Origin of the sequence: Microbulbifer bruguierae, from assembly GCF_029869925.1 — a bacterium.
Classification (GTDB): Bacteria; Pseudomonadota; Gammaproteobacteria; order Pseudomonadales; family Cellvibrionaceae; genus Microbulbifer; species Microbulbifer bruguierae.
Genome location: NZ_CP118605.1, coordinates 1,598,304 through 1,619,159, shown reverse-complemented (window position 1 = coordinate 1,619,159; position 20,856 = coordinate 1,598,304). Strand labels below are relative to the sequence as shown.

Annotated in this window: 21 protein-coding genes; 5 read left to right on the top strand and 16 right to left on the bottom strand. The window is 58.3% G+C overall.

The genetic code is table 11. The annotated features are described in order from the left end of the window. Positions 1-26: 26 nt before the first annotated feature. A complete protein-coding gene (gene zntB, locus PVT68_RS06945; protein ID WP_280321972.1) occupies positions 27-995 on the top strand; it encodes a zinc transporter ZntB in 969 nt (322 codons plus the stop codon). A 2-nt stretch (positions 996-997) separates the two neighbouring features. Here zntB and PVT68_RS06940 read toward each other — a convergent pair whose 3' ends face one another. From PVT68_RS06940 to dksA, 10 genes are all read right to left on the bottom strand, one after another. Beyond that, a complete protein-coding gene (locus PVT68_RS06940) occupies positions 998-1,843 on the bottom strand; it encodes an acyl-CoA thioesterase (RefSeq protein WP_280321971.1) in 846 nt (281 codons plus the stop codon). A 55-nt stretch (positions 1,844-1,898) separates the two neighbouring features. Then, entirely contained in the window at positions 1,899-2,714 is an 816-nt protein-coding gene (gene panB / locus PVT68_RS06935; protein WP_280321970.1) for a 3-methyl-2-oxobutanoate hydroxymethyltransferase, read from the bottom strand. Positions 2,715-2,764: 50 nt separating this feature from the next. After that, the gene (locus tag PVT68_RS06930) at positions 2,765-3,427 is read right to left on the bottom strand and encodes a deoxynucleoside kinase (protein WP_280322480.1); all 663 of its coding nucleotides are present in this window, start codon (positions 3,425-3,427) and stop codon (positions 2,765-2,767) included. Positions 3,428-3,551: 124 nt separating this feature from the next. Continuing rightward, positions 3,552-4,028 (bottom strand): 2-amino-4-hydroxy-6-hydroxymethyldihydropteridine diphosphokinase, encoded by a 477-nt coding sequence (folK, locus tag PVT68_RS06925; protein ID WP_280321969.1) that lies wholly within the window; start codon positions 4,026-4,028, stop codon positions 3,552-3,554. A 13-nt stretch (positions 4,029-4,041) separates the two neighbouring features. Next, on the bottom strand, positions 4,042-5,541 hold the full coding sequence (gene pcnB / locus PVT68_RS06920) for a polynucleotide adenylyltransferase PcnB (protein ID WP_280321968.1): 1,500 nt from the start codon (positions 5,539-5,541) through the stop codon (positions 4,042-4,044). A gap of 906 nt (positions 5,542-6,447) precedes the next feature. Then, positions 6,448-7,842: a sigma-54-dependent transcriptional regulator gene (locus tag PVT68_RS06915; protein WP_280321967.1), complete on the bottom strand. Its 1,395-nt coding sequence runs from the start codon at positions 7,840-7,842 to the stop codon at positions 6,448-6,450. A gap of 140 nt (positions 7,843-7,982) precedes the next feature. Then, positions 7,983-10,991 carry an ATP-binding protein gene (locus tag PVT68_RS06910; protein WP_280321966.1) on the bottom strand — a complete coding sequence of 1,003 codons (3,009 nt, stop codon included), beginning with the start codon at positions 10,989-10,991 and terminating at the stop codon, positions 7,983-7,985. Continuing rightward, a complete protein-coding gene (locus PVT68_RS06905) occupies positions 10,981-11,157 on the bottom strand; it encodes a hypothetical protein (RefSeq protein WP_280321965.1) in 177 nt (58 codons plus the stop codon). Before PVT68_RS06905 ends, PVT68_RS06910 begins: the two co-directional genes overlap by 11 nt. Positions 11,158-11,262: 105 nt before the next feature. Next, on the bottom strand, positions 11,263-12,147 hold the full coding sequence (gene gluQRS, locus PVT68_RS06900; RefSeq protein ID WP_280321964.1) for a tRNA glutamyl-Q(34) synthetase GluQRS: 885 nt from the start codon (positions 12,145-12,147) through the stop codon (positions 11,263-11,265). A gap of 58 nt (positions 12,148-12,205) precedes the next feature. Further along, positions 12,206-12,643: an RNA polymerase-binding protein DksA gene (gene dksA, locus PVT68_RS06895; protein ID WP_280322479.1), complete on the bottom strand. Its 438-nt coding sequence runs from the start codon at positions 12,641-12,643 to the stop codon at positions 12,206-12,208. A 379-nt stretch (positions 12,644-13,022) separates the two neighbouring features. On the opposite strand from dksA, the gene sfsA reads away from it, so the two are divergent. Further along, on the top strand, positions 13,023-13,724 hold the full coding sequence (sfsA, locus tag PVT68_RS06890) for a DNA/RNA nuclease SfsA (RefSeq protein ID WP_280321963.1): 702 nt from the start codon (positions 13,023-13,025) through the stop codon (positions 13,722-13,724). Positions 13,725-13,838: 114 nt separating this feature from the next. Here the strand turns inward: sfsA and PVT68_RS06885 are convergent, their stop codons facing one another. From PVT68_RS06885 to PVT68_RS06870, 4 genes are all read right to left on the bottom strand, one after another. Beyond that, a complete protein-coding gene (locus PVT68_RS06885; RefSeq protein ID WP_280321962.1) occupies positions 13,839-14,183 on the bottom strand; it encodes a Rieske (2Fe-2S) protein in 345 nt (114 codons plus the stop codon). Positions 14,184-14,190: 7 nt separating this feature from the next. After that, on the bottom strand, positions 14,191-15,261 hold the full coding sequence (locus tag PVT68_RS06880) for a S1C family serine protease (protein ID WP_280321961.1): 1,071 nt from the start codon (positions 15,259-15,261) through the stop codon (positions 14,191-14,193). A gap of 82 nt (positions 15,262-15,343) precedes the next feature. Further along, positions 15,344-16,231 (bottom strand): protease HtpX, encoded by an 888-nt coding sequence (htpX, locus tag PVT68_RS06875; protein WP_280321960.1) that lies wholly within the window; start codon positions 16,229-16,231, stop codon positions 15,344-15,346. Between the two features lie 230 nt (positions 16,232-16,461). Further along, positions 16,462-16,746, bottom strand: coding sequence for a TfoX/Sxy family protein (locus PVT68_RS06870; RefSeq protein ID WP_280321959.1), 285 nt, complete (start codon positions 16,744-16,746; stop codon positions 16,462-16,464). A gap of 508 nt (positions 16,747-17,254) precedes the next feature. Between PVT68_RS06870 and PVT68_RS06865 the strand changes: the two genes are divergently transcribed. The 3 genes from PVT68_RS06865 (at position 17,255) to PVT68_RS06855 (ending at position 19,451) form a co-directional block, all read left to right on the top strand. Beyond that, the gene (locus PVT68_RS06865; protein WP_280321957.1) at positions 17,255-17,983 is read left to right on the top strand and encodes a M15 family metallopeptidase; all 729 of its coding nucleotides are present in this window, start codon (positions 17,255-17,257) and stop codon (positions 17,981-17,983) included. An 89-nt stretch (positions 17,984-18,072) separates the two neighbouring features. Then, on the top strand, positions 18,073-18,831 hold the full coding sequence (gene cysE / locus PVT68_RS06860; protein WP_280321956.1) for a serine O-acetyltransferase: 759 nt from the start codon (positions 18,073-18,075) through the stop codon (positions 18,829-18,831). Between the two features lie 80 nt (positions 18,832-18,911). After that, on the top strand, positions 18,912-19,451 hold the full coding sequence (locus PVT68_RS06855; RefSeq protein ID WP_280321955.1) for a hypothetical protein: 540 nt from the start codon (positions 18,912-18,914) through the stop codon (positions 19,449-19,451). A 4-nt stretch (positions 19,452-19,455) separates the two neighbouring features. On the opposite strand, the gene PVT68_RS06850 is transcribed toward PVT68_RS06855, so the two are convergent. Next, positions 19,456-20,070: a DNA-3-methyladenine glycosylase I gene (locus PVT68_RS06850; RefSeq protein ID WP_280321954.1), complete on the bottom strand. Its 615-nt coding sequence runs from the start codon at positions 20,068-20,070 to the stop codon at positions 19,456-19,458. Between the two features lie 92 nt (positions 20,071-20,162). Continuing rightward, positions 20,163-20,699, bottom strand: a complete 537-nt coding sequence (gene ppa / locus PVT68_RS06845; protein ID WP_160152760.1) for an inorganic diphosphatase — start codon at positions 20,697-20,699, stop codon at positions 20,163-20,165. Between the last annotated feature and the right edge of the window lie 157 nt (positions 20,700-20,856).

Below are 20,856 nucleotides of genomic sequence, written 5' to 3'. Positions count from 1 at the left end.
CGAACTGCGCCAACACAGGAGGCCTGATGCAACAGGGACTGATACACGCATACCTTCTCGATGGTCGCGGCGGCAGTCGTCGACTGCAGTGGCCGGAGGTACAGCAGTGGACCCCGGGTCAGGGGCGTCTGTGGTTGCACTTTGACTACACCGACGAGGAGGCCCGTAACTGGATTGCGGGGCCAGCCAATCTCGATCCGCTGGTATCCGATGCCCTGCTGACGGAAGAGACCCGTCCGCGCACCACCAGTATTGGTGACGGTTTGCTGATCGCATTGCGTGGGGTCAACCTGAACCCGGAATCGCAACCGGAAGACATGGTGTCTATTCGCCTGTGGGCGGAGGAGTCGCGGGTGATCAGTACCCGTCGGCGCCGGCTGCTGTCAATCAGCGACCTCTGCGCCCAGCTGGATAGTGGACGCGGGCCGACTTCGAGCGCAGGTCTGGTAGTGGCAATTGCGGATCTGCTGGTATGGCGCATGAGCGACACGGTGGACAACTTCGAGGATGTGATCGATGAGCTGGAGGACCGGGTGGTGGGGGATGCCAGCGCCAATCTGCGACTCGATCTCGCCATGCTGCGCAAACAGACCATTACCCTGCGGCGTTACCTGTCGCCACAGCGGGAAGCGCTGGCGCGTTTCCTGGGGGAAAAACTGGAGTGGATCAGTGAGGCGGATCGTCTGCAGTTACGCGAGGTAAGCGACCGCTTGCTGCGACATATCGAAGATATCGATGCTGTGCGCGAGCGCGCGGCAGTCACCCAGGAAGAACTGATGAGCCGGATTTCCGAGCAGCTCAACAGCCGCATGTACGTGCTATCCATCATCGCCGCCATCTTTCTGCCCCTGGGGTTTCTTACCGGCCTGCTGGGAATCAACGTCGGCGGTATCCCCGGTTCCGAAAACCCCCACGCTTTCCTGATCTTCACTGTGCTGCTGGTGGTGACGGTGGCGATTCAGTTAGTAGTATTCCGCTGGAAGCGCTGGCTCTAGCTTTACCCGAATACCGAAACCGTCTGCCGCGACAGCGCCAGCAATTGTCCTTTCCCATCCCACAGCCGCGCCTGGATAACGCCATAGCCGTCGTCCGCCTGTTCCACTTCCGCCAGGTACTGCCACCATTCGCTACTGTCGTGCCCCGCTTTCACTACTTCTGATGCGGCGGGCATCATTTCCACCGTCCAGGTCAGGGAACTGGCGGGAGCGGGCGTTTTCAGCATCGGTAATACTGCCGGTGGCCAGGCGTCGATGAGGGCGAGCAGGTGGGCCGTGGTGACCGGGCCGGCGGACTCGCGGAAGCGAATCCAGCCGCCGAGGCGGTTTTCCAGGCTGCCGGTAAAGGGCAGGGCGCCGGCGCCGAGGCGATAGTCGAAGTGCCGGGTAAACTCCGGTACCAGACCTTCGATATAGGGGAGGGCCTGGCAGGTTTCCGGTGCGGCGAATACTGGTGCGTTTGCTGTGGCGATAGAGATGGCGGACGCGCGCGGTTTACCGAAGCTGGCGAGGGCCGCGGTAACGACCTGTTGAGTCTGCTGTTCACCACTTTGCTGAAGCTGGCTGGCTCGGGCTTCGATTTGCACTGCTGAGCGACCGGCTCGCAATATTTGCGCGCTGGTCTGCAGGGAGCCGGCGGCTGCCGGGGCCACGAAGGAGATGGTCAGGGAGCGTAGTGGGGTATCCGCTTGCGGGCTCTGAGTGGCCTGCTCGAGTGCCGCCTCGATGGGCTGGTGCAGCACCGCAGCAACAAGACCGCCAAATGTGGCGCGCCCCTGGCCCCAGCCGGCGGGTATGACGGTTGCTTCACTGCCGCGTGCCGCGCTGAGAATACTGCTGAAATTCATTTCTCTGGAGCCTGGTCTGGTTTGGGGGCTGGTTCGGGTGATGGTATGCCTGCGATCAGCTAAAGCTGTGGGCGTCGTCGGGGAAGGTGCCGTTTTTCACATCTTCGGCATATTTACGCAGGGCGCCGGGGATATCTCCCGCTTCCACCAGAAAATTCTTGGAAAACTTTGGCGGCTTTTCCGTAAGACCGAGAATGTCGTTGATCACCAGTACCTGGGCATCAGTCTCGGGGCCGGCGCCAATGCCGATGGTGGGCATGGACACGGTGTCGGTGATGCGTTTGCCCAGTTCCGAGGGCACACACTCCAGCACCAGCAGATCGGCCCCCGCCTCGTCCAGCTGCACCGCGTCATTGAGAATCTCGCCGGCCTGATCATCGTCGCGACCCTGCACCCGGAAACCACCCAGTTTGTGCACCGATTGCGGGGTCAGCCCCAGGTGCGCACAGACCGGAATGCCGCGCTCAGTCAGCATCTTTACCGTGGGCGCGAGCCAGGCGCCGCCCTCGATTTTTACCATGTGGGCACCCGCCTGCATGATACGGGTGGCATTAGTGAGCGCCTGCTCCGGTGTGGCGTAGGTCATAAAGGGCAGGTCACCCATGATCAGGGACTTTTTGTTGCCCCGGGCGACAGCTTCCACATGGTAAATCATCTGCTCCATGGTGACGGGAATGGTGCTGTCGTAACCGAGTACGGTCATGCCCAGTGAGTCGCCGATCAGTACGGTCTCCACCCCTGTGCGCTGGGCCATAGCGGCCATGGGGGCGTCGTATAGAGCGACGCAGATAAATTTTTCTCCACTGGCTTTCATCTGACGCAGGGTCTGAACCGTTATCGGTTTGCTCAGCTCGCTGGTGGCGTAGGGCATGGTGGTAACTCGCAATTGGGGAAGGCAGGGCTTCCGATTACTGGCAACGGCTATTTGCCGGGATTGTAGTAGTGGCGTCCGCTTTTTACATTCAGCAGGTATTCCACCAGTTGCAGGTAATCCTGTTGCTGGTCGACGATATCGATGTCCGCACAGTTCACGATCAGCAGTGGCGCCTGGTCGTAGTAGTGGAAAAAGTTGGTGTACGCCTCATTGAGCGTGGCGAGGTACTCGTTGCTGATACTGCGCTCGGCGGCAATGCCGCGCTTGTGAATACGCTGCTGCAGAACTTCCAGCGGCGCCTGTAAATAGATAACCAGATCCGGCTTGGGTGCTTCCAGAGTCAGGTGCTGGTAAACCTTGCGGTAGAGCTGCAGTTCGTCACTGTCGAGGGTGACTTCGGCAAACAGGTGGTCTTTCTCGATAAGGAAGTCCGACACCCGCACCGGATTGAACATGTCGTCCTGGCGCAAAGCCTGAATCTGCTGCGATCGTTGCAGCAGGAAATGTAATTGGGTAGGGAGTGCGGCGCTTTTCGGATCGCGGTAAAAGCGCTCCAGGAACGGGTTGTCTTCGGGGAGCTCGAGCAGGGTGTCGTAATTGAAGGTGGCGGCGAGCTTTTTTGCCAGGGTAGTTTTGCCTACGCCGATATTGCCCTCCACGGCGATGAAGCGAGGTAGGGTTCTGCCATGCAGATCCAGTTCCTGGGCCAGGTTTCCAGCACTGTAGTCTTCGCTTTGTGCGGATTCTGTCGGGGCGAGGGTTGTCACCGGGTTACTCCTTTTTATTTCCGCGGCCGGCAGCAGCTCGTTGGGGCTGGCTATTTGTGTGTCAGGATTACAGCCGCTGCAACCGATTGGGTGGACACAGCCGCAGCAAGACTTGTAGCGACGTACCGTCCGGCAATTGCAGGTCCGGAGCCAGCTCTGCCAGGGGCTCCAGAACGAAGTTTCGTTCGCCCATCCGGGGGTGCGGCACCGTGAGGCGCGCGCTATCCAGCTGTTCGTTACCGAACAGCAATATATCCAGGTCCAGGGTACGTGCGCCCCAGCGCAAGGTTCGTTCGCGGCCATGCTCCGCTTCAATGGCCTGCAGGGCATCCAGCAGTGCTTCCGGGGCGAGCTCGGTGTCTACGCAGGCGACGGCATTTACATAGTCCGGTTGTTCGCCTGGGCCTATGGGGGCACTGCTATACAGGGACGAAGATGCTTCCAGCCGGGTGTGCGGAATGCGGGCAATGTCTTCGAGGGCGCTGTGCAGTTGTCCTGCGGGGTCTGCCAGGTTGCTACCCAGACCAATATAACAGCGAGTCACTTGGGAATTCCGCTCAATTTTGCGGGCGATCTGCGCCGCCGCTCTTGTTGCTGTTACTGCGGTTTTTACGCCCGCTGCGGCTGCGACGACCGCGACTCTTACTACCGCGGGGGCCGGCGTTGCGAGGCAGGTCCCGGATCATCTGCTGGCGCTGGTCTTCGTCGGCCTGCTGGAAATCGGTCCACCATTGACCCAGTCCGGCAGGGATCTCGCCACTTTCTTCCCGCAGCAGCAGAAAGTCGTAGGCAGCGCGAAACCGCGGCAGCTCCATCAGGCGCAAAGCGCGCTCTCCGCTGCGGCGGGGAAGGCGGGATTGCATATCCCAAATTTCGCGCATGGGCATAGTGAAGCGCTTGGGAATGGCGGTGTGGGCCAGCTGGTTGCTGGTGATTTTCTGCGCGGCCTGGGCCAGTGCCGGTACCGGCGGAATGCCCTTTTCGGTCAGGAATATCTGTTCTGCATTCACCGCAGGCCACAGCAGTGCGGCGTAGAGAAACGCCGGGGTAACACGCTGGTCGGCGCGAATACGTCTGTCGGTATTGCGCAGCGCCAGGCGGGTCATCGCCAGCGCTTGCGGGTTGTCCAACATCCGCGCGTTGTCCGGGAACAGGTGGGGCCAGAGCTCATATTCGCGCAATAGCTCGAAGGTGCGTTCGCCGTAGCCACTCATTAGCAATTTCAGCACCTCATCGAACAGGCGTGCCGGCGCTATATTGCGCAGCAGTGGCGCCAGTTCCGGGAGCGGTGCGGCGGTGCCGGGTTCGATGGCGAAGTCGAGCTTGGCGGCGAAGCGCACGGCACGCAGCATGCGCACCGGGTCTTCCTTGTAACGGGTGGTGGGGTCTCCGATCATCCGGATCAGGCGCTGTTCGATGTCCTGGATACCACCGGTGTAGTCGTGGATCTCGAAGCCATTAATGGTGTAGTAGAGGGCATTGACGGTGAAATCCCGGCGTACGGCATCGCTCTCCAGGTCTCCGTATACATTGTCCCGCAGCAGCATGCCGTGCTCGGACTGCTGTGCCTCGTGATCGTCACCGTCACTGTGGTGCCCGCGGAAGGTCGTCACTTCGATCACTTCGCGACCAATACGGGCGTGCAGGATGCGGAATCTGCGGCCAACAATGCGCGCGCCGCGAAACAGTTGTTTGGCCTGTTCCGGTGTGGCATCAGTGGCGACATCGAAGTCCTTCGGGTGGCCTCCCAGCAGCAGGTCGCGGACACTGCCGCCGACGATAAATGCCTCGAAACCGGCTTCCTGCAGGCGCTTCATTACCGTCAACGCGGCGCGGCTGATATCCCGGCGGGAGAGAGTGTGGTCGCTGCGGGGGACGACGACCCGAGTGGTTTCGGGGCGTTGGGGTTGTTTGCTCGAGGAAGCGCGCTTGCGCACTGGTTTACTCTGGCCGCGTTCGGCCTTGCTTGCGCGGGCTTTATCGGATTTGGGGGTGTCTTCGGTGGTTTTCGATTTACTGTGCCAGCGTTTGATGCTGCTGATCAGGGAATTGAACATACGCCTTACTGTGTTATCCGCGGCCCGTTCGTCGATGGGCGGCTGTACGGTTACTCCGGGAAATTGGCGCTGGTATGGCGCTGTTCCGGACTATTGTGGGCGGATTCTAACACACACAGCGCAATGCACAGCTGCCGGTCCCGCTTCCTGCGGGGCCCAGCAAACATGTGTGCATCATCAGACACGGAAAAGAAGGGAGTTATTGTTATTCGATGAAGGCAGCGGCTTCCTTGCGCTATCAATTTGCTTTTCAGCAAACCCTCTCCCAGGCACAATCAGTCAGTTTGTCACGTACTTGTCGTTATTTTTGTTGTCTTCTACAAAAAATTATTGTTTTTGTTATAGCGCTTTATTCTTATTGTTTATTTTTATTGTTGTTTGTTATTACTTTTTGTTTATTTTTATTGTTATTTCGAACCTTATTATTTTTATTGTTCGAATTTGCTCCGGAATCGATCACTTTGGCTTTTATTGTCGATCTTCCCATCATTATTCTTATTGTTTCACGCCCACTTATTGTCAGTTGTTATTAGGGCTTAAACAGTCATTTATTTTTATTCTTGGCTGTTATCGTTGTTTGAGCTAGTTAAAGCAGATAGCGTGCCAACTTTATAAAATCCTTATAAATCAATAAGTTAAGATTTTAAGGAACTTTTTTCCGCCACGAAAATACAGTTTTCCGTTACGCATGGTGAGGTGGTTGTTACTCGGGTGTGAGAGGGGGTAACACTTTCACTTGTTACCAATTTCCGTTCTCCGCTGTTCCCTCGGTAGCGGCAGGTAACAGGCGTAAAATTTAGCGACAATCCTCTGCATGGAAGGTGTTTTGGGCACAGTAAAAAGCCCGGGCAGTGGTTGCTGGCCGGGCTTTCTGTGTAACTGTGGTGGGCTTTGTGCGACGTGTTATCAGGCTTCGACGACACGCTTGGCCTTTTTACGCGGGATACCGAGTTTCTGTCGGCGCTCCCACAGGCATTTGCGGCTTACCCCCAGCTTCTTGGCCAGCTCGGTTTCGCTCATGGTTTCCTGATGCTCGAGTACAAAACGGGCGAAGTAGTCTTCCAGAGAGAGGTCCTCCCGGGGGTCTTCATGCAGGCTGGCTCGGGGACGGCGCTCCGGGTCCGCTTCGTCGATGGGTACCAGGTCCAGGTCAATGTCGAGGGTGTGGTGATCGATCTCGGCACTATCTTCAGTCAGGATCACCGCGCGCTGGATGGCGTTCTCCAGCTCGCGCACGTTACCGGGCCAAGTGTAGGTGGTAACAGCCTGGATAGCTTCCGGAGACAACTTCAAGGTTGGGCGGTTGATCTTGGCGCAGAACTTTTCCAGTAAGGCCTCGGCGATCGCAAGGACATCTTTACCACGCTCCCGCAGTGGCGGGAGGCTCATCTGTACCACGTTGATACGGTAGTAAAGGTCTTCCCGGAACTTGCGCTCCGCCGCCAGCTGGCGGAGGTTTCGGTGTGTTGCAGCGACCAGGCGCACGTTGACCTTGCGGGATTCAATGGCGCCGATAGGGCGGACCTCACCTTCCTGTAGCACCCTCAGCAACCGGGCCTGGGCTTCCAGGGGTAGCTCACCAATCTCGTCGAGGAACAGGGTGCCGCCGTCCGCGGCGGCGACCAGTCCTTCACGGGCGGTCTGGGCGCCGGTGAAGGCGCCTTTTTCGTGGCCGAACAGTTCGGCTTCGATCAGAGTTTCCGGAATCGCCGCGCAGTTGACGGATATCAGAGGTTTGCCGGTGCGCTGGCTTTCTTCGTGGATGGCGCGTGCCACCAATTCTTTACCGGTACCCGTTTCGCCGTGTACCAGTACCGTAGCGTCGGTGGGTGCCACTTTGTGGATGCGGGAGTAGAGGTCACGCATCACCGGGCTGTCGCCGATCATACCGGCGATGGCGCGGCCCCCGCTTTTGTTGGCTGCCGCTGCGGCACCGGCGGCCCGGTGCTGTTCCGCCTTGCCGATGACCCGGCGCACGGTGGCCAGCATTTCGTCGTGGTCGAAGGGTTTGGCGATGTAATCTGCGGCGCCCATACGCATGGAGTCCACCGCGGAGCGCAGGCTGGCATAACTGGTCATGATCAGTACAGGCACATCGCCCGCCAGTTTCAGCAGGTCGGTGCCCGGAGCGCCGGGCAAGCGCAGGTCTGAAATGATCAGATCCATGTCGGCCAGACGGTACTTGGTGGTCGCCTCGCGCACGGAGCCAGCTTCACTGACCTTGTAGCGATGCCTCTCCAGCAGCTTGCGAAGCGCAGTGCGGATAATGGCTTCATCTTCTACGATCAGGATGTGGCTCATACGTTACGCCTGGTTACAAAGTGTTCAGGGGGAGCTAAGTTTTACCTGTCAGGCGTTTCGATGCAACCCAATTCCCCGATTGCGCGCAAAAATTGCCCAACTTCCATGTTTGCGGGTAACGCTCGGGCAGTATTAACTGTTTATGGCCCGGAATTTGGCAGTGGAGATTCCAGTGGCAATTGCACAATAAAGCGTGCGCCGCGCCCCGTTTCTGGATGGGCCGGGCTGACCAGCTCCAGTTGCCCGCCGTGCTCTTCCACAATGCTGTACACCATGGCCAGGCCAAGGCCAGTGCCTTCGCCGGGTTCCTTGGTGGTAAAAAAGGGCTCAAGAATACGCTCGCGGTGCGCCGCTGAGATGCCGGGGCCGTTATCCGTGACTGCCACGCAGGCGAGACCGTTGCGGATATATCCTTCTGCCTGGATATGCCCCCCGTCGGGACTGGCGTCGCGGGCGTTGCTCAGCAGGTTGATAAATACCTGAATCAGACGCTGGTTGTCACCGAGCGCGTAGAGGTCCCCTGGAACCTGGTTGGCAAAGGTGACCTGGGTCTTGTCGCGCTGAAGTGACAGCAGCTGTATCGCTTCTTCTACACAGGCATGCAGGTCTACGGGTGCTTTTTCGGTGTCCTGGCTGCCGCTGTGGGAAAAACTCACCAGCGAGTGCACGATGCGACTGATGCGCTGGGTTTGGCTCAGAATCTGGTCTGCCGTATCCAGCACTTCCGGATTGTCGGATTCATAGTGGAGGTTTTGCGCCAGGCAGGCGATACCGGTAACCGGGTTGCCCACTTCGTGCGCCACGCCTGCCGCGAGCCGCCCAACGGAGGCCAGGCGCTCACTGTGCATCAATTCCTGTTCCAGAATCTGGGTTTCAGTGATGTCTTCCACCAACAGCATCTGACCGTCGCCGCGATTGTCTTTGCCGTTGTCCCGCACAAGGTCGCGGCCGTATTTCTTGCCGCTGCGCTGCTTGAGGCGGGTCTTGTGCAGGTTGAGCCAGTGGCTGTTGCCATCCATTTCCACCTGTTGCTTGAAGCGACTGCCGTCGGCGGAGTGGGCAAACTCGGTCAGCAGGCCGCGCCAGGGCTCTGGCAGGTATTCCAGTTTTGAGCCGATTACCTCACTGGCGCCAATGCCGGTGAGATCTGCCATGGCATAGTTCCACAGCAGCAATTCGCCATCGCGCCCCAGGGAGCAGGCGGCCATTGGCAGCTCTTCCAGCATCTGTCGGTGGTAGAGGCGCAGGTTGTTGAGTTCCGCCGCGAGCCCGGTCAGCTGGTTCTTGTAGCGACTGAGGCGGGTTTCGATCAGGTTGATATCTTTGTTGGCGGGCTGATCGCTGGTCACAAAGGGCAGGTGGCGGTCGACGATCTGGCCCGCCAGCACCCGTCCCAGCAGACCGGACAGGTTCGCTTCCAGTTTGTCCCTCAGTTGCCGCAGCGCGTAAGGCCTGCGTTCGTCTTCCGGCAGATTGAGCTGGCGCAGGGCGCGACTCACTTCCTGGCTGGCCGTCGCGGCGCCGAGACTTTCCGACAGGCGCAGGCGGAAATCTGCGGCAGATTGGGCGTCCAGTTCCAGGCGCAGGGCCTGGCTGATGGAGTCATCGCTACACAGGTCCGCAGCATAGCGTTCCAGGCTGGATGTCGAGGTGAAAATCGACAGGCATACAAACAGCAGTACATTCATCGACAGAGACAGGGTGGTGATCTGGGGCCAGATTTCCATGCCCAGTGGAATCTGGAAATCGCCGCCGGGCAGGGCGATGCCACTGTTGCCCACCATTGCCGGGAACAGCAGTCCTGCCGCCCAGATCAGCATGCCTGCCAGCAACCCGCCAATAAAGCCGCGCCGGTTGCCCCGGGGCCAGTGAATCACCGCAAAAATACCGGGCAGGAACTGAAGAGAGGCAATAAACGCGATGATGGCGAGATCCGACAGGGACAGCCGGTTGTTCAGCAGCAGGTAAAACGCGAAGCCGGCGAGAAACAGCGCGGTCACAAGAGCGCGGCGCAACCACAGCAATTGGCGGTACATATTGTCGTCGGATTGCCAGCGGGTACCGGGCAGCAGCCAGTGATTCATGACCATGGTAGAGAGCGCCAGGGTAATCATGATTAGCGCGCCGGTGGCCGCAGAAAGTCCGCCGATAAAGGCCAGCACGGTGAGTAGTGCCGAGCCGCTGGCTCTGGGTACTGCCAGGGTGAAGTATTGCACCGGCTCGGTAACATCCAGGGCAAAACCCGCCCACATGATCGGGAAGATTGGCAGCGCCATCAGCAGCAAAAACAATGGAAAGCCCCAGCTTGCTGTACGCAAGCCCTGGGCAGCCGGGCGCTCGGCAATGCTCAGGTAGAAAATGTGGGGCATGGCCACTGCGGTGGCGATAAACACCAGCAGCAGGGTGTGGGATGAGCCCTGCCGAATCGGTGAATACAGCAACTGTTGCATGTCACTGTTTTGCAACAGCCACTGGTCGAGCCCAGCCATCCCACCGAATACGCCATAAACGGAGTACAGGCCAACAGCCAGTAACGCCACCAGTTTGACCATGGATTCGAGAGCCATGGCGCTGGCAAGCCCTGCCTGTCGTTTACTGGTAGCACCGTAGGTGCTGGTGAACAGCGCCAGCAGCACACAGTAAAAGAACGCGATAAGGTCTTTACTGGTAACCCCGCTCTCCGGTAGTGCGAGCGCAGCGACGTTGTCGCGGGAAAGCAGTGCCAGCGTCTCCGCTACGGCCTGAATTTGCAACGCGATTAGTGGCAGTAATCCCAGCAGCATAAACAGGGTTGCCAAGGTGCCGGCCTCGCGGCTGTGGTAGCGAAATACCAGCAGGTCTGCAGGGGATGTGAGCTGGTAGCGCTGGGCAAGGCGGGCGAGGGGCTCGAGTGCGACCGGCGCAAACAGGAACATGGCACCGGTGCCCAGGTAATAGGCCAGCACACCGTAGCCGTGCTGCCATGCGAGATCGATGATCCCATAGTAGGTCCAGGCGCTCAGGGATACTCCGAGCGACAGTACATAAAAAAATGGATGGCGTACCCATTTGCTTGACAGCCAACCCTTGGAAGTGGCGAAGGCGACAAAAAACAGCGCCAGTATGTAGGCGACGCCGATCAGCGCAATATGGGCAATCTCAAAGGTCATCCGGACTGCGCCTCCGCTGAATAAAGATCGCCAGCAGGATCAGGACGAACCAGAGGATAAAAGGCCGGTACCAGGCGCCGGAGGGATTGATCATCCAGGTGAATACCGTGGGGCTGAATACATAGCCCACAAGCACCAGCAGGATTAACAGGGTACGGTTGCTCATCTAAGACCTGTCGGGTCGTCCTGCGGCAGAGGCAGAAAATAATTGAAACAAAAAACTGGCGCAAAATGGTAAAGCCGTGCCGGGGGGCAATTCAACCTGCGGGTTTCAATCCTCCAGCAGGCGGTTACGCATGTCTACCTGGTGTCGCTGCCAGCGGGCTATTGCCCAGGCCAACACCTGTCGCGGTGTTTCCAGTGCCAGTTCCAGCGGTGGCTTGAAACCGAGAAATTGCAGTGCCCTGATCAGGTTGCCGGAGGCCAGGGTGTCATCCAGTGGTGCGGCCTGATTTTGCTTGCTGAGTTTTTGGCCGCCTTCATTCATTACCAGTGGCAAATGGCCAAATTGCGGCGGCTCGGAGCCGAGTGCGCGAAACAGCCGTTGCTGCACTCCGGTACAGTCGAGCAGGTCTGCGCCGCGTACCACGTGGTTCACGCCCTGCGCGATATCGTCCACGACTACCGCCAGCTGGTAGGCAAACAGTCCGTCCTTGCGTTTCAGGATCGGGTCCTCAGTGATGGGGTGGGTCTGGAGCCCGTGCCACAGGTCGGAGAAGGATTCCTGTTCGCCCGCACAGCGAAACCGCTGGGCGAATTCTTTGTTTGCTGTGTGTGGGGTGCAGTTTTTCCGGCGGTGGCCGCCAGCTTTGCGAATCTGCTCCCGGGTGCACTGACAGGGGTAAATCAGCCCTTGTGCAGCGAGCCGTTCGAGCGCGTCCTGGTAATGCTGGTGTCGGTGGCTTTGCCAGATAACAGGCGCGTGGGAGTGAAGGCCGTGGGAGTCCAGTGTGTGTAGGATACGTTCGGCAGCCCCGGGCATTTCTCGCGGCGGGTCGAGGTCCTCCATGCGCACCAACCAGTGGCCGCCGTGCGTTTTGGCGTCCAGGTAGCTGCCGAGGGCGCAGACGAGGGAGCCGAAGTGCAGCGGTCCGGTAGGTGAGGGTGCAAAGCGGCCGATATATTTTCCGGACACAGGAGGGGCGAGGGAAGTCATCGGAAAGGGGGTAGTTTCCGGGCGGCCCCTGTATCAGGTCCGCCCGGAGATTCGTCGATCAGCCAGAAATCTGCTTTTCCTTGATCTCAGCAAGGGTTTTGCAGTCCACACACAGGGTTGCTGTGGGGCGGGCTTCCAGACGACGGATGCCGATTTCGACGCCGCAGGCTTCACAGAAACCGTAGTCGTCCTGATCGATTAATTCGATGGTCGCATCAATCTTCTTGATCAGCTTGCGTTCCCGGTCGCGGGTGCGCAGTTCCAGGCTGAACTCTTCTTCCTGGCTGGCGCGATCCGCCGGATCGGGGAAGTTCGCAGCTTCGTCCTTCATATGAGTTACGGTGCGATCCACCTCTGCCATCAGTTCGGCCTTCCAGGCCAGCAGCAGATTGCGGAAATGCTCCTGCTGCTTCTCATTCATGTACTCCTCGCCCTTCTGTTCCTGATAGGGCTCGAAGCCGTGCAGAGAATCGGATTTCGCAGCAGTATTGGGCATAGTCATTGCCTCTCTCGTAATACGGGCCCTGTGTTATCGGGGCACTACAACCAATTTCAAGCCTAGCAGTCTGCAGAGATTGGGCATTTTCCCTACAGGGCGGACCGGGTTCTCCCCTTCCGCTGCAGAGCAGCCCCACTCTGACAGGCCGCTTTCCGGCACAAAGCCTAAGCAACCGCAGGCTGTATCCTGTGGCCGCCGCGGCGGCCAAGGCGAGGAAACTATCAAATCTCTTTGATCTGCGCCACAAAATGTTGTCCCGCAACGGCGCTGGCGAGGATCCTCCGGCAAAGGATGACTGGATTGGTGTATTCTGGCGGCCGCTTTTTATACAGAATGGCGTTCAATCCATTCAGAACTGACTTTTACAGGACCTTTCGTGAAACTGGACCCGTCCCTGGCTCAGGGGAAACTTCTCCGTCGCTACAAGCGTTTTCTTGCGGATGTCGAGCTGATGTCTGGCGAAATTATAACCATCCACTGTCCCAATACCGGCTCAATGAAAAACTGCTGGGAAGAAAATACCCCCTGCTGGTTTTCCGATTCCGGCAATCCCAAGCGCAAATACCGCCACACTCTGGAAATCACCACTACCCCGGAAGGTGCCCTCGCCGGGGTGAATACCAGCCGCGCCAATCAGCTGGTGGAGGAGGCGATTACCACTGGAGTTGTGGTGGAGCTGCAGGGGTACGATAGCCTGCGGCGGGAGGTTAAATACGGCGAAGAAAACAGCCGGATCGACTTCCTGCTGAGTGGCGATGCCGGTGACTGCTATGTGGAAGTGAAGAATGTCACCCTCGCCGAGGGGGCTCGCGGTCTCTTCCCAGACGCGGTCAGTGCCCGCGGTACCAAGCATCTGCGGGAATTGCAGAAACTCGCGGAATCCGGTGTGCGCGCGGTGTTGTTGTACTGCGTGCAGCACTCGCAGATCGAGACGGTGGAAGCGGCCGCTGAAATAGATCCGGCTTATGCTGCGGCACTTGCCCAGGCTACCGCCGCAGGTATGGAAATAGTGGCATACCGGGCGGAACTGGGTGCCGGGGAAATTCGCTTGAGCGAACCTGTTCCCTTTGTAGGTTGATTCAATGACCGTTTGTCGTGCCCGCTGCCTTTATCAAGCTCGCTGGTAAACGTTTGACCGGTTGTAATCGTGTAGGTTGGGCAAAGGCGGCGAGCCCGATACAGGGCACGGCAATCAGTCTGCCAGAAGCACATAGAGTCCATCCTGAGCGTATTCCACCGGCACCGGCGTCAGCGCATCACCCGCGCAGGGCCCGGCGATGCATTCGCCGGTGCTGATCTCAAACAGTGCGCCGTGGGAGGCGCACTGGATCAGCGCTTTTTCCGAGTCCAGAAACTGATCCGGCTGCCATTCCAGATTGATACCCCGGTGCGGGCAGATATTTTTATACGCGAACACTTCGCCATCTTTCTTCACCGCAAACACATTGTCCGTGCCTGCGCTGTTATCCCCCAGGGAAAAGCCCTTGGAGTCGCCTTCGTTGAGGTCTTCATAGCCACAGAGAAAGTGTTTTTGCATGGTAAATTCAGTTTGTTTCAGGGGCGGCCAGAGTAACAGATGTGCGGAATTCTTCCCCGTCGCGCAGGTAATCCACGCCCACGCGATCACCGGGGCGGTGGTTTTCCAGCACATTCATCAGGTCGTCGTAATTGTTGATGGCCTGGCCATCAATGCCGACGATGACATCCCCTAGCTGCCAGCCCCCGCGGTCACTGCGGTAGACACCCCGCAATCCGGCCTGCTCCGCGGGAAGCCCCGGGGATGTGCGCAGTACCGCAACGCCCTTGAAGTCATAGCGGCTCGCCCACTGGTCCGGGGCAGACTCAATACCGAGAATCGGCCGCACCAGACGCCCGTGGGCGATCAGCTCTGGAACGATTTTTTTCACGGTGTCTACCGGAATGGCAAAACCGATACCCACGCTGGCGCCGCTGGGGCTGTAGATTGCCGTATTCACGCCAATCAGCCGCCCGCTGGAATCCAGCAGCGGGCCGCCTGAATTGCCGGGATTGATGGCCGCGTCCGTCTGTATCACATTGCGGATCGTGCGGTTACCAGCGGCGTCGATTTCCCGCCCCAGAGCGCTGACGACACCGGTGGTGAGCGTAGTGTCGAGGCCGAAGGGGTTACCGATTGCCAGTACCTTGCGGCCTACCGCAAGCCCCGCAGAGTTGCCGGGCAGTAGTGGTTTCAGCAGTGCGCGAGGGGCGTCGATTTTCAATACGGCGAGATCTTTCTCCGGCGCCGTGCCTACCAGCTGCGCCGGCCATTCGCTGCGGTCCTGCAGGGTAATGGTGATCTTGCGGGCTTCTTCGATGACATGGAAGTTTGTGACTACATGCCCCTGATCGTCCCAGATAAAACCGCTGCCAGCGCCTTTGGGTACGGTGTGCAAGCGCAGGGTCCAGCGATCGCGCACCAGGGTTTCATTGGTGACGTACACCACCGACGGGCTGGCGAAATTGAACACCTGCATGGTGTTCTGCTCATCGTCGGTAGCGAATTGTGGCGTGCGGGTTTCGGCACTGGCGCCGAGGGCGGCGAGGATAAAAATAACGCTGAGGAACGTTCGCAGGGTGTTGTTGGTTAGTGACATGGCAATGGACAGTTTCCTGATCGAAAGAGTCTTGTCTCGTTGGGAGTCGCCCGCATCGGCGGGCAGCTCCAAATTAAACAGATCAACGGGCAGAATTTTGCAGCGCCAGAATTCGGTCTTCCAGAGGCGGGTGGCTGGCCAGCAGAGCGGCCATACTGCCGCCATAGATACCGAACGCCTTCATGTTGGACGGCAGTGGCTCCTCGCGGCCGGCTTCTGACTCCGCCTTGATCCGTGCCAGAGCTGCGATCATGGCGTTGGGGCTGGCGAGGTGGGCGCCGGCGGCGTCAGCGCGATACTCGCGGCGGCGGCTGAACCAGGCTACTACCAACATCGCGAACACGCCAAACACCATGTCCATCACTATAGAGGTGATGTAATAGCCAATGCCGAGCCCCTGTTCGTTGCGCAGCAGTACCCGATCGACAAAAAAGCCTACCAGACGGGCGAAGAACATCACAAAGGTGTTCACTACACCCTGAATCAGCGCCAGGGTGACCATGTCGCCATTGGCTACGTGGCCGATCTCGTGGCCGATGACCGCGCGGGCTTCGTCGCGATTGAAGCGTTGCAGCAGACCGGCGCTGACGGCGACCAGAGCATTATTGCGATTCCAGCCGGTGGCGAAGGCGTTGGCCTGGGGCATAGGGAAAATGCCCACGTCCGGCATGCCGATACCGGCCTTTTGTGACAGTTCACGCACGGTTTCCACCAGCCAGCGCTCATCTGCGGTCTGCGGCCGGTCGATGATCTGGGTGCGGGTGGACATACGGGCGATGGTTTTGGACATCAGCAGCGAGATCAGGGCGCCGCCGATACCGAAAATCGCACACATCAACAGCAGTCCGGGCAGGTTCAGGTTGACACCGTTGGCATCGAGAATGCCCTGAATGCCCAGAAGGTTGAAAATAATGCCGACCAACAGCATCACCGCCAGGTTGGTCAGCAGAAAAAGCCCTATTCGCAACATCAGCCTTCTCCAGAAAGATGGAAGTTATTTGTCCATGAACTGTGTGGGCACCAGCTGCTGCTGGTGTTATCTGTAGGCTTAAATAGGGGCGGAATCTTCGCTTTACAAGTCCCGTAAATACGAATTCAGCGCCCGCCGACAGGCGGAGCGTAGCTGCCAACATTCTGTCAGCTCGCTGTGTCCGGGGCTCGGTCCGAGTAGTGGCGCGTGTACGCAGGAGGAGTATAGGGTCAGGCGCTGTCTTTGCGGGAGAGGCGTTGCTCGACTTCAGTTACCAGGCTGGCTTTCAGGTCCGGATCCAGGTCGTTCCAGTGAACATCCAGCAGCGCGCCCTGCAGGGCGTAGAGGAGAACCCGGGATACATTGATGCCACGGCGGCGAATACTGGCAAAAGCCTCTACGGGGCCCACGCGGTGGAGATCTTCGAGGGTGCGAATGCCAATGGAATGCAGGATATTTACGGAGGCGAGTCCCAGGTTTTTCAGTTGTAACAACTCTGATTGACTTGGGTGCATGAATTTCATCCCTGAACTAATGAGACTTGTTAGTAGCCGCCTGGTAGTCGTTGCCTGGTCGCTACAACAGTTATCACTTGTTGTCCTGGCTACCGGTTGCTATGCATCGCCAGAAACAGCTGTTCCACTCGCGGCAATCCCGGGGGAACTCGGGCAGAGTTTCAGACCGCCGGATTGATGTGAGCGGTGCGTGAATTGCCTGTGACTGTACTGGAAAATGGTGCACCATCCTGGGTCCACCTCAACGGGCGTCCAACATAGCACAAAAAAATAAAAGGCCAAACCGGCTCACCCCTGAAACGAGTGGTCAAACACCTGCGTACAAGGTGTCCGGTTCACCGCGCAGTGAGTCAAAGTGCCATCGGAACCGTTAACTCATCTGTCGCTGTGGGGGGATAGTTTCGTGCTACTTTGTTGCCCCTGCAGCAAAAGCCTAGTCTGCATTTGTGATTTTTGCAGTATGCCATTAATTTCACAGAAGTGATTTTCGTCGGTTCGAGGTTGAGAAATGCATTCCGTTTTGCGCAACACCGTTTTCGGTCTCAGTGATGCACACGTAATTCTGGAGCCTGTATCGGGGCAGTTGATGCACCCGGAAGCGCTGACCGCATTTCAGCTGTTGCGACGGGACGCCAGAGCAGCAGGCTTCGAACCGAAAGTGGTGTCCGGCTTCAGAAGCTTCGAGCGCCAGCAAATGATTTGGAATGCCAAAGCCTGTGGCCGGCGCCCGGTCTTTGACAGTACCGGTAACCCTTTGGATGTGACTGCTATGTCGCCACAGGATGTCGCTTTCGCTATATTGCGCTGGTCCGCACTGCCCGGTGGCTCGCGCCACCATTGGGGCACGGATTTCGATGTGATCGATGCCGCTGCCGTCAATCCGGAATACGAGGTTCAGTTGACCCCGGAAGAGGTAGATGACGAGGGCGTATTTGGTGCTTTTCACTGCTGGCTGGACGAGCGAATTGCGGCAGGCAGTAGCTACGGGCTTTTCCGCCCCTACGGGGAGGACCGCGGCGGGGTGGCGCCGGAGCGGTGGCACCTGAGCTATGCGCCGCGGGCCAGGGAGTTTCAGCAATTGCTGAGCGCAGACGAGCTGCGTGAACTGCTGCAGTTGTGTCAGCGGGAGGGTGAGCTGGCACTGGCGGATACCGTGTGCGGGCAGATGGATGAAATTTTTTCGCGCTTTATTGCGGTGCCGGAATCAGCCTACCCAATCAATATGGATCGGTTGTAGAAGGTGGCGAGAAACGCTTTGAATGGCCAGACAAAGGAACAAAAGTTATCAACGCCAGCGAACTGAAAAACCGTGATATCTGGTCGGCCATGCGCGAAGAAGCGGCAGTAGCGGCATCCTCGGAGCCGGTGCTGGCCAGTTATTTTCACAACACTGTTCTGCGTCATGCCACTCTGGATCGCGCGCTGGCCTACCAGCTTGCCTCCGTACTGGATCACCCGGCGCTGACCGCGACCGCTCTGCAGGAGGTCATCGCATCGGCACTGGCGGATGATCCGGGTATTTCCCGCTGTATGCAGGCAGATATTTGCGCCTGGTACGACCGTGATCCGGCCTGTGATCAGTACCTGACCCCCTTCCTGTACTTCAAGGGGTTTCATGCCCTGCAATCCCATCGCATCGCCCATTGGCTGTGGCGCAACGGGCGGCAAACCCTGGCGCTCTACTTCCAGAGCCGTGTGTCGGAGCAGTTTGCCGTGGATATTCATCCCGCCGCCAGCTTTGGCAGTGGCATCATGATTGATCACGCCACCGGGCTGGTCGTAGGTGAAACCTGTGTGGTGGAGGACGATGTTTCCATTTTGCATTCGGTAACCCTGGGCGGCAGTGGCAGTGGCGGCGGTGATCGCCATCCCAAAATTGGCCGTGGGGTGATGATCGGCGCAGGGGCCAAAGTACTTGGTCCGGTGAAGATAGGAGAGGGAGTAAAAATCGCCGCGGGCAGCCTGGTACTGGCTGAGGTGCCAGCGCACGCTACTGTGGCTGGTGTCCCGGCCCGTGTTGTGGCAGCCAAGACTGCTGCCGCACCGGCCTATACCATGGATCAGACACTGGATTCTGAAGACTGAATCCGGTTGAATAATGCGCATACAGAAAAACAGACCCGTTCCTGCCACTGTTGCAGCCACAAGGAGATGGAGTTACTTGCATGTCTGACGTTACATACAGCGTGATTTTCCGGGGGGATCTGGAGCCCGGATACACCACAGCCGATGTAAAAGCCAACTTTGCCCGTTTGTTCAAGGCCGGGCCTGAAACACTGGAAAAACTGTTCAGTGGCCGTCCGCTGGCACTCAAGAAAGGCCTGGGTAAAGCGCAGGCGGAGCAGTTGCAGGCAACGCTGGCCAAGTTCGGCGCTCAGTCGACAATGAAAGTGGAAGGCGAAGAAGGGCAGCCTTTGGCGGAAAAAGTCGCATCAGCGCCTGTAACTCCGCCGGCACCCCGTGCTGAAGCAGAGGGTAAGGTAAGGGAATCGGAGCTGACCCTGGCGCCGATGGAAGGCTACCTGGTCAAGGACAACGAACGGCAAAAGGTCGAGCCGGTACAGGTGCAAGTGAGCCATCTCAGCCTGCAACCGGAAGGTGGTAATCTGGTTCAGGAATCCGAGCGGGAAGTTGTGTCACCGGTTGACGTCCAGGTGCCGGACTGGAAGCTCAATAGCATAGCTACATTCAAGCTTCCGGACTGACACGCTATTTGCCCGCCGGATTTGTAAACCGTTGCCTCGCGGCAGTCACCAGGGGCCGGGTTAGACAGCCGATAGCGTGATCGTTAATCAGCCCCATTGCCTGCATAAACGCGTACACGGTGGTGGGGCCAACAAATTTCCAGCCCTTTTTTTTCAGGTCTTTTGAAATGGCAACGGAAATTTCTGAGGTGGATTGGGTTTGCGGTGCCGCCAGAGATTCCGCCTGCGGCTCGAAACCCCAGAAATAGGCCGCAAGTGATCCCTCCTGCTTGACCATTTCTCTGGCGCAGCGGGCGTTGTTGATTACTGCCTCGATCTTGCCCCGGTGGCGCACGATGCCTGCATCTCCCAGCAAGCGCTCCACATCTTCAGCCATGAAACGTGCGACTTTGTTGAAATCAAAATTCTTGAAGGCTTTACGGAAATTTTCCCGCTTTCCAAGAATGGTTCGCCAGCTCAGGCCAGACTGAAAACCCTCCAGGCACAGTTTCTCGAACAGCCTGCGGTCATCATCCACCGGAAACCCCCACTCGTTGTCGTGGTAGGCAATATATTCCTCAGTGGCTATGCACCAGCCGCAGCGGGGTTTGCCATCCGGGCCTGGTTCCGTGATTGCCATGGGTTCATCTCCTGAAGGGGGGGGGCGGCTGGCATCTTAGCAGGCACAAAAAAGCCGGCACAGGGCCGGCTTTTCTGGGAAGAAAATGGCTATCAGCCTTCTTCTTTCAGGTAACGCTCGCGGGAGGCCATAACCTCTTTGCGTGCAGCGTCGGCGTCGGCCCAGCCGTCTACCTTCACCCACTTGCCCGCTTCCAGGGCTTTGTAGTTTTCGAAGTAGTGTTCGATCTGTTTGATCAGCAGTTCCGGCAGGTCGCCGATTTCGTTGACGTGGTCGTACAGCTTGGTCAGCTTGGTGTGCGGTACCGCCAGCAGTTTGGCGTCTACACCGGATTCATCGGTCATGTTCAGAACGCCGATTACGCGGGAGCGGATTACGGAGCCAACCATAACCGGGTAGGGGGCTACTACCAAGACATCCAGGGGGTCGCCGTCTTCAGACAGGGTTTGGGGTACGTAACCGTAGTTGGCCGGGTAGAACATCGGGGTGGCTACGAAACGGTCTACGAATACCGCGTCTGCGTCCTTGTCGACTTCGTATTTGATCGGATCGTGGTTGGCCGGGATCTCGATGATTACGTTGATATCGTTGGGCAGGTCTTTGCCCGGGGAAACCTTGTCGAAGCTCATTGCTGTTCCTGACTGATGAATGGTGGGTTGAAATTCTGGAGGGCGGATTATATACCCTGAGCGGGCGCTAACATAGCCGCCAGCGAATTTGGTGAAAAACGCACCACTTCACCGGTTGCCGCCTCACCACTGGGGGGCCCTTTCTCGACTATGCTTT

Coding starts and splice junctions, on each gene's coding strand:
- zntB (WP_280321972.1), top strand. CDS start 27: ATGCAACAGGGACTGATACACGCATACCTTCTCGATGGTCGCGGCGGC.
- PVT68_RS06940 (WP_280321971.1), bottom strand. CDS start 1,843: ATGAATTTCAGCAGTATTCTCAGCGCGGCACGCGGCAGTGAAGCAACC.
- panB (WP_280321970.1), bottom strand. CDS start 2,714: ATGCCCTACGCCACCAGCGAGCTGAGCAAACCGATAACGGTTCAGACC.
- pcnB (WP_280321968.1), bottom strand. CDS start 5,541: ATGTTCAATTCCCTGATCAGCAGCATCAAACGCTGGCACAGTAAATCG.
- PVT68_RS06915 (WP_280321967.1), bottom strand. CDS start 7,842: ATGAGCCACATCCTGATCGTAGAAGATGAAGCCATTATCCGCACTGCG.
- PVT68_RS06910 (WP_280321966.1), bottom strand. CDS start 10,991: ATGACCTTTGAGATTGCCCATATTGCGCTGATCGGCGTCGCCTACATA.
- PVT68_RS06905 (WP_280321965.1), bottom strand. CDS start 11,157: ATGAGCAACCGTACCCTGTTAATCCTGCTGGTGCTTGTGGGCTATGTA.
- gluQRS (WP_280321964.1), bottom strand. CDS start 12,147: ATGACTTCCCTCGCCCCTCCTGTGTCCGGAAAATATATCGGCCGCTTT.
- dksA (WP_280322479.1), bottom strand. CDS start 12,643: ATGCCCAATACTGCTGCGAAATCCGATTCTCTGCACGGCTTCGAGCCC.
- PVT68_RS06885 (WP_280321962.1), bottom strand. CDS start 14,183: ATGCAAAAACACTTTCTCTGTGGCTATGAAGACCTCAACGAAGGCGAC.
- PVT68_RS06880 (WP_280321961.1), bottom strand. CDS start 15,261: ATGTCACTAACCAACAACACCCTGCGAACGTTCCTCAGCGTTATTTTT.
- htpX (WP_280321960.1), bottom strand. CDS start 16,231: ATGTTGCGAATAGGGCTTTTTCTGCTGACCAACCTGGCGGTGATGCTG.
- PVT68_RS06870 (WP_280321959.1), bottom strand. CDS start 16,746: ATGCACCCAAGTCAATCAGAGTTGTTACAACTGAAAAACCTGGGACTC.
- PVT68_RS06865 (WP_280321957.1), top strand. CDS start 17,255: ATGCATTCCGTTTTGCGCAACACCGTTTTCGGTCTCAGTGATGCACAC.
- cysE (WP_280321956.1), top strand. CDS start 18,073: ATGCGCGAAGAAGCGGCAGTAGCGGCATCCTCGGAGCCGGTGCTGGCC.
- PVT68_RS06855 (WP_280321955.1), top strand. CDS start 18,912: ATGTCTGACGTTACATACAGCGTGATTTTCCGGGGGGATCTGGAGCCC.
- PVT68_RS06850 (WP_280321954.1), bottom strand. CDS start 20,070: ATGGCAATCACGGAACCAGGCCCGGATGGCAAACCCCGCTGCGGCTGG.
- ppa (WP_160152760.1), bottom strand. CDS start 20,699: ATGAGCTTCGACAAGGTTTCCCCGGGCAAAGACCTGCCCAACGATATC.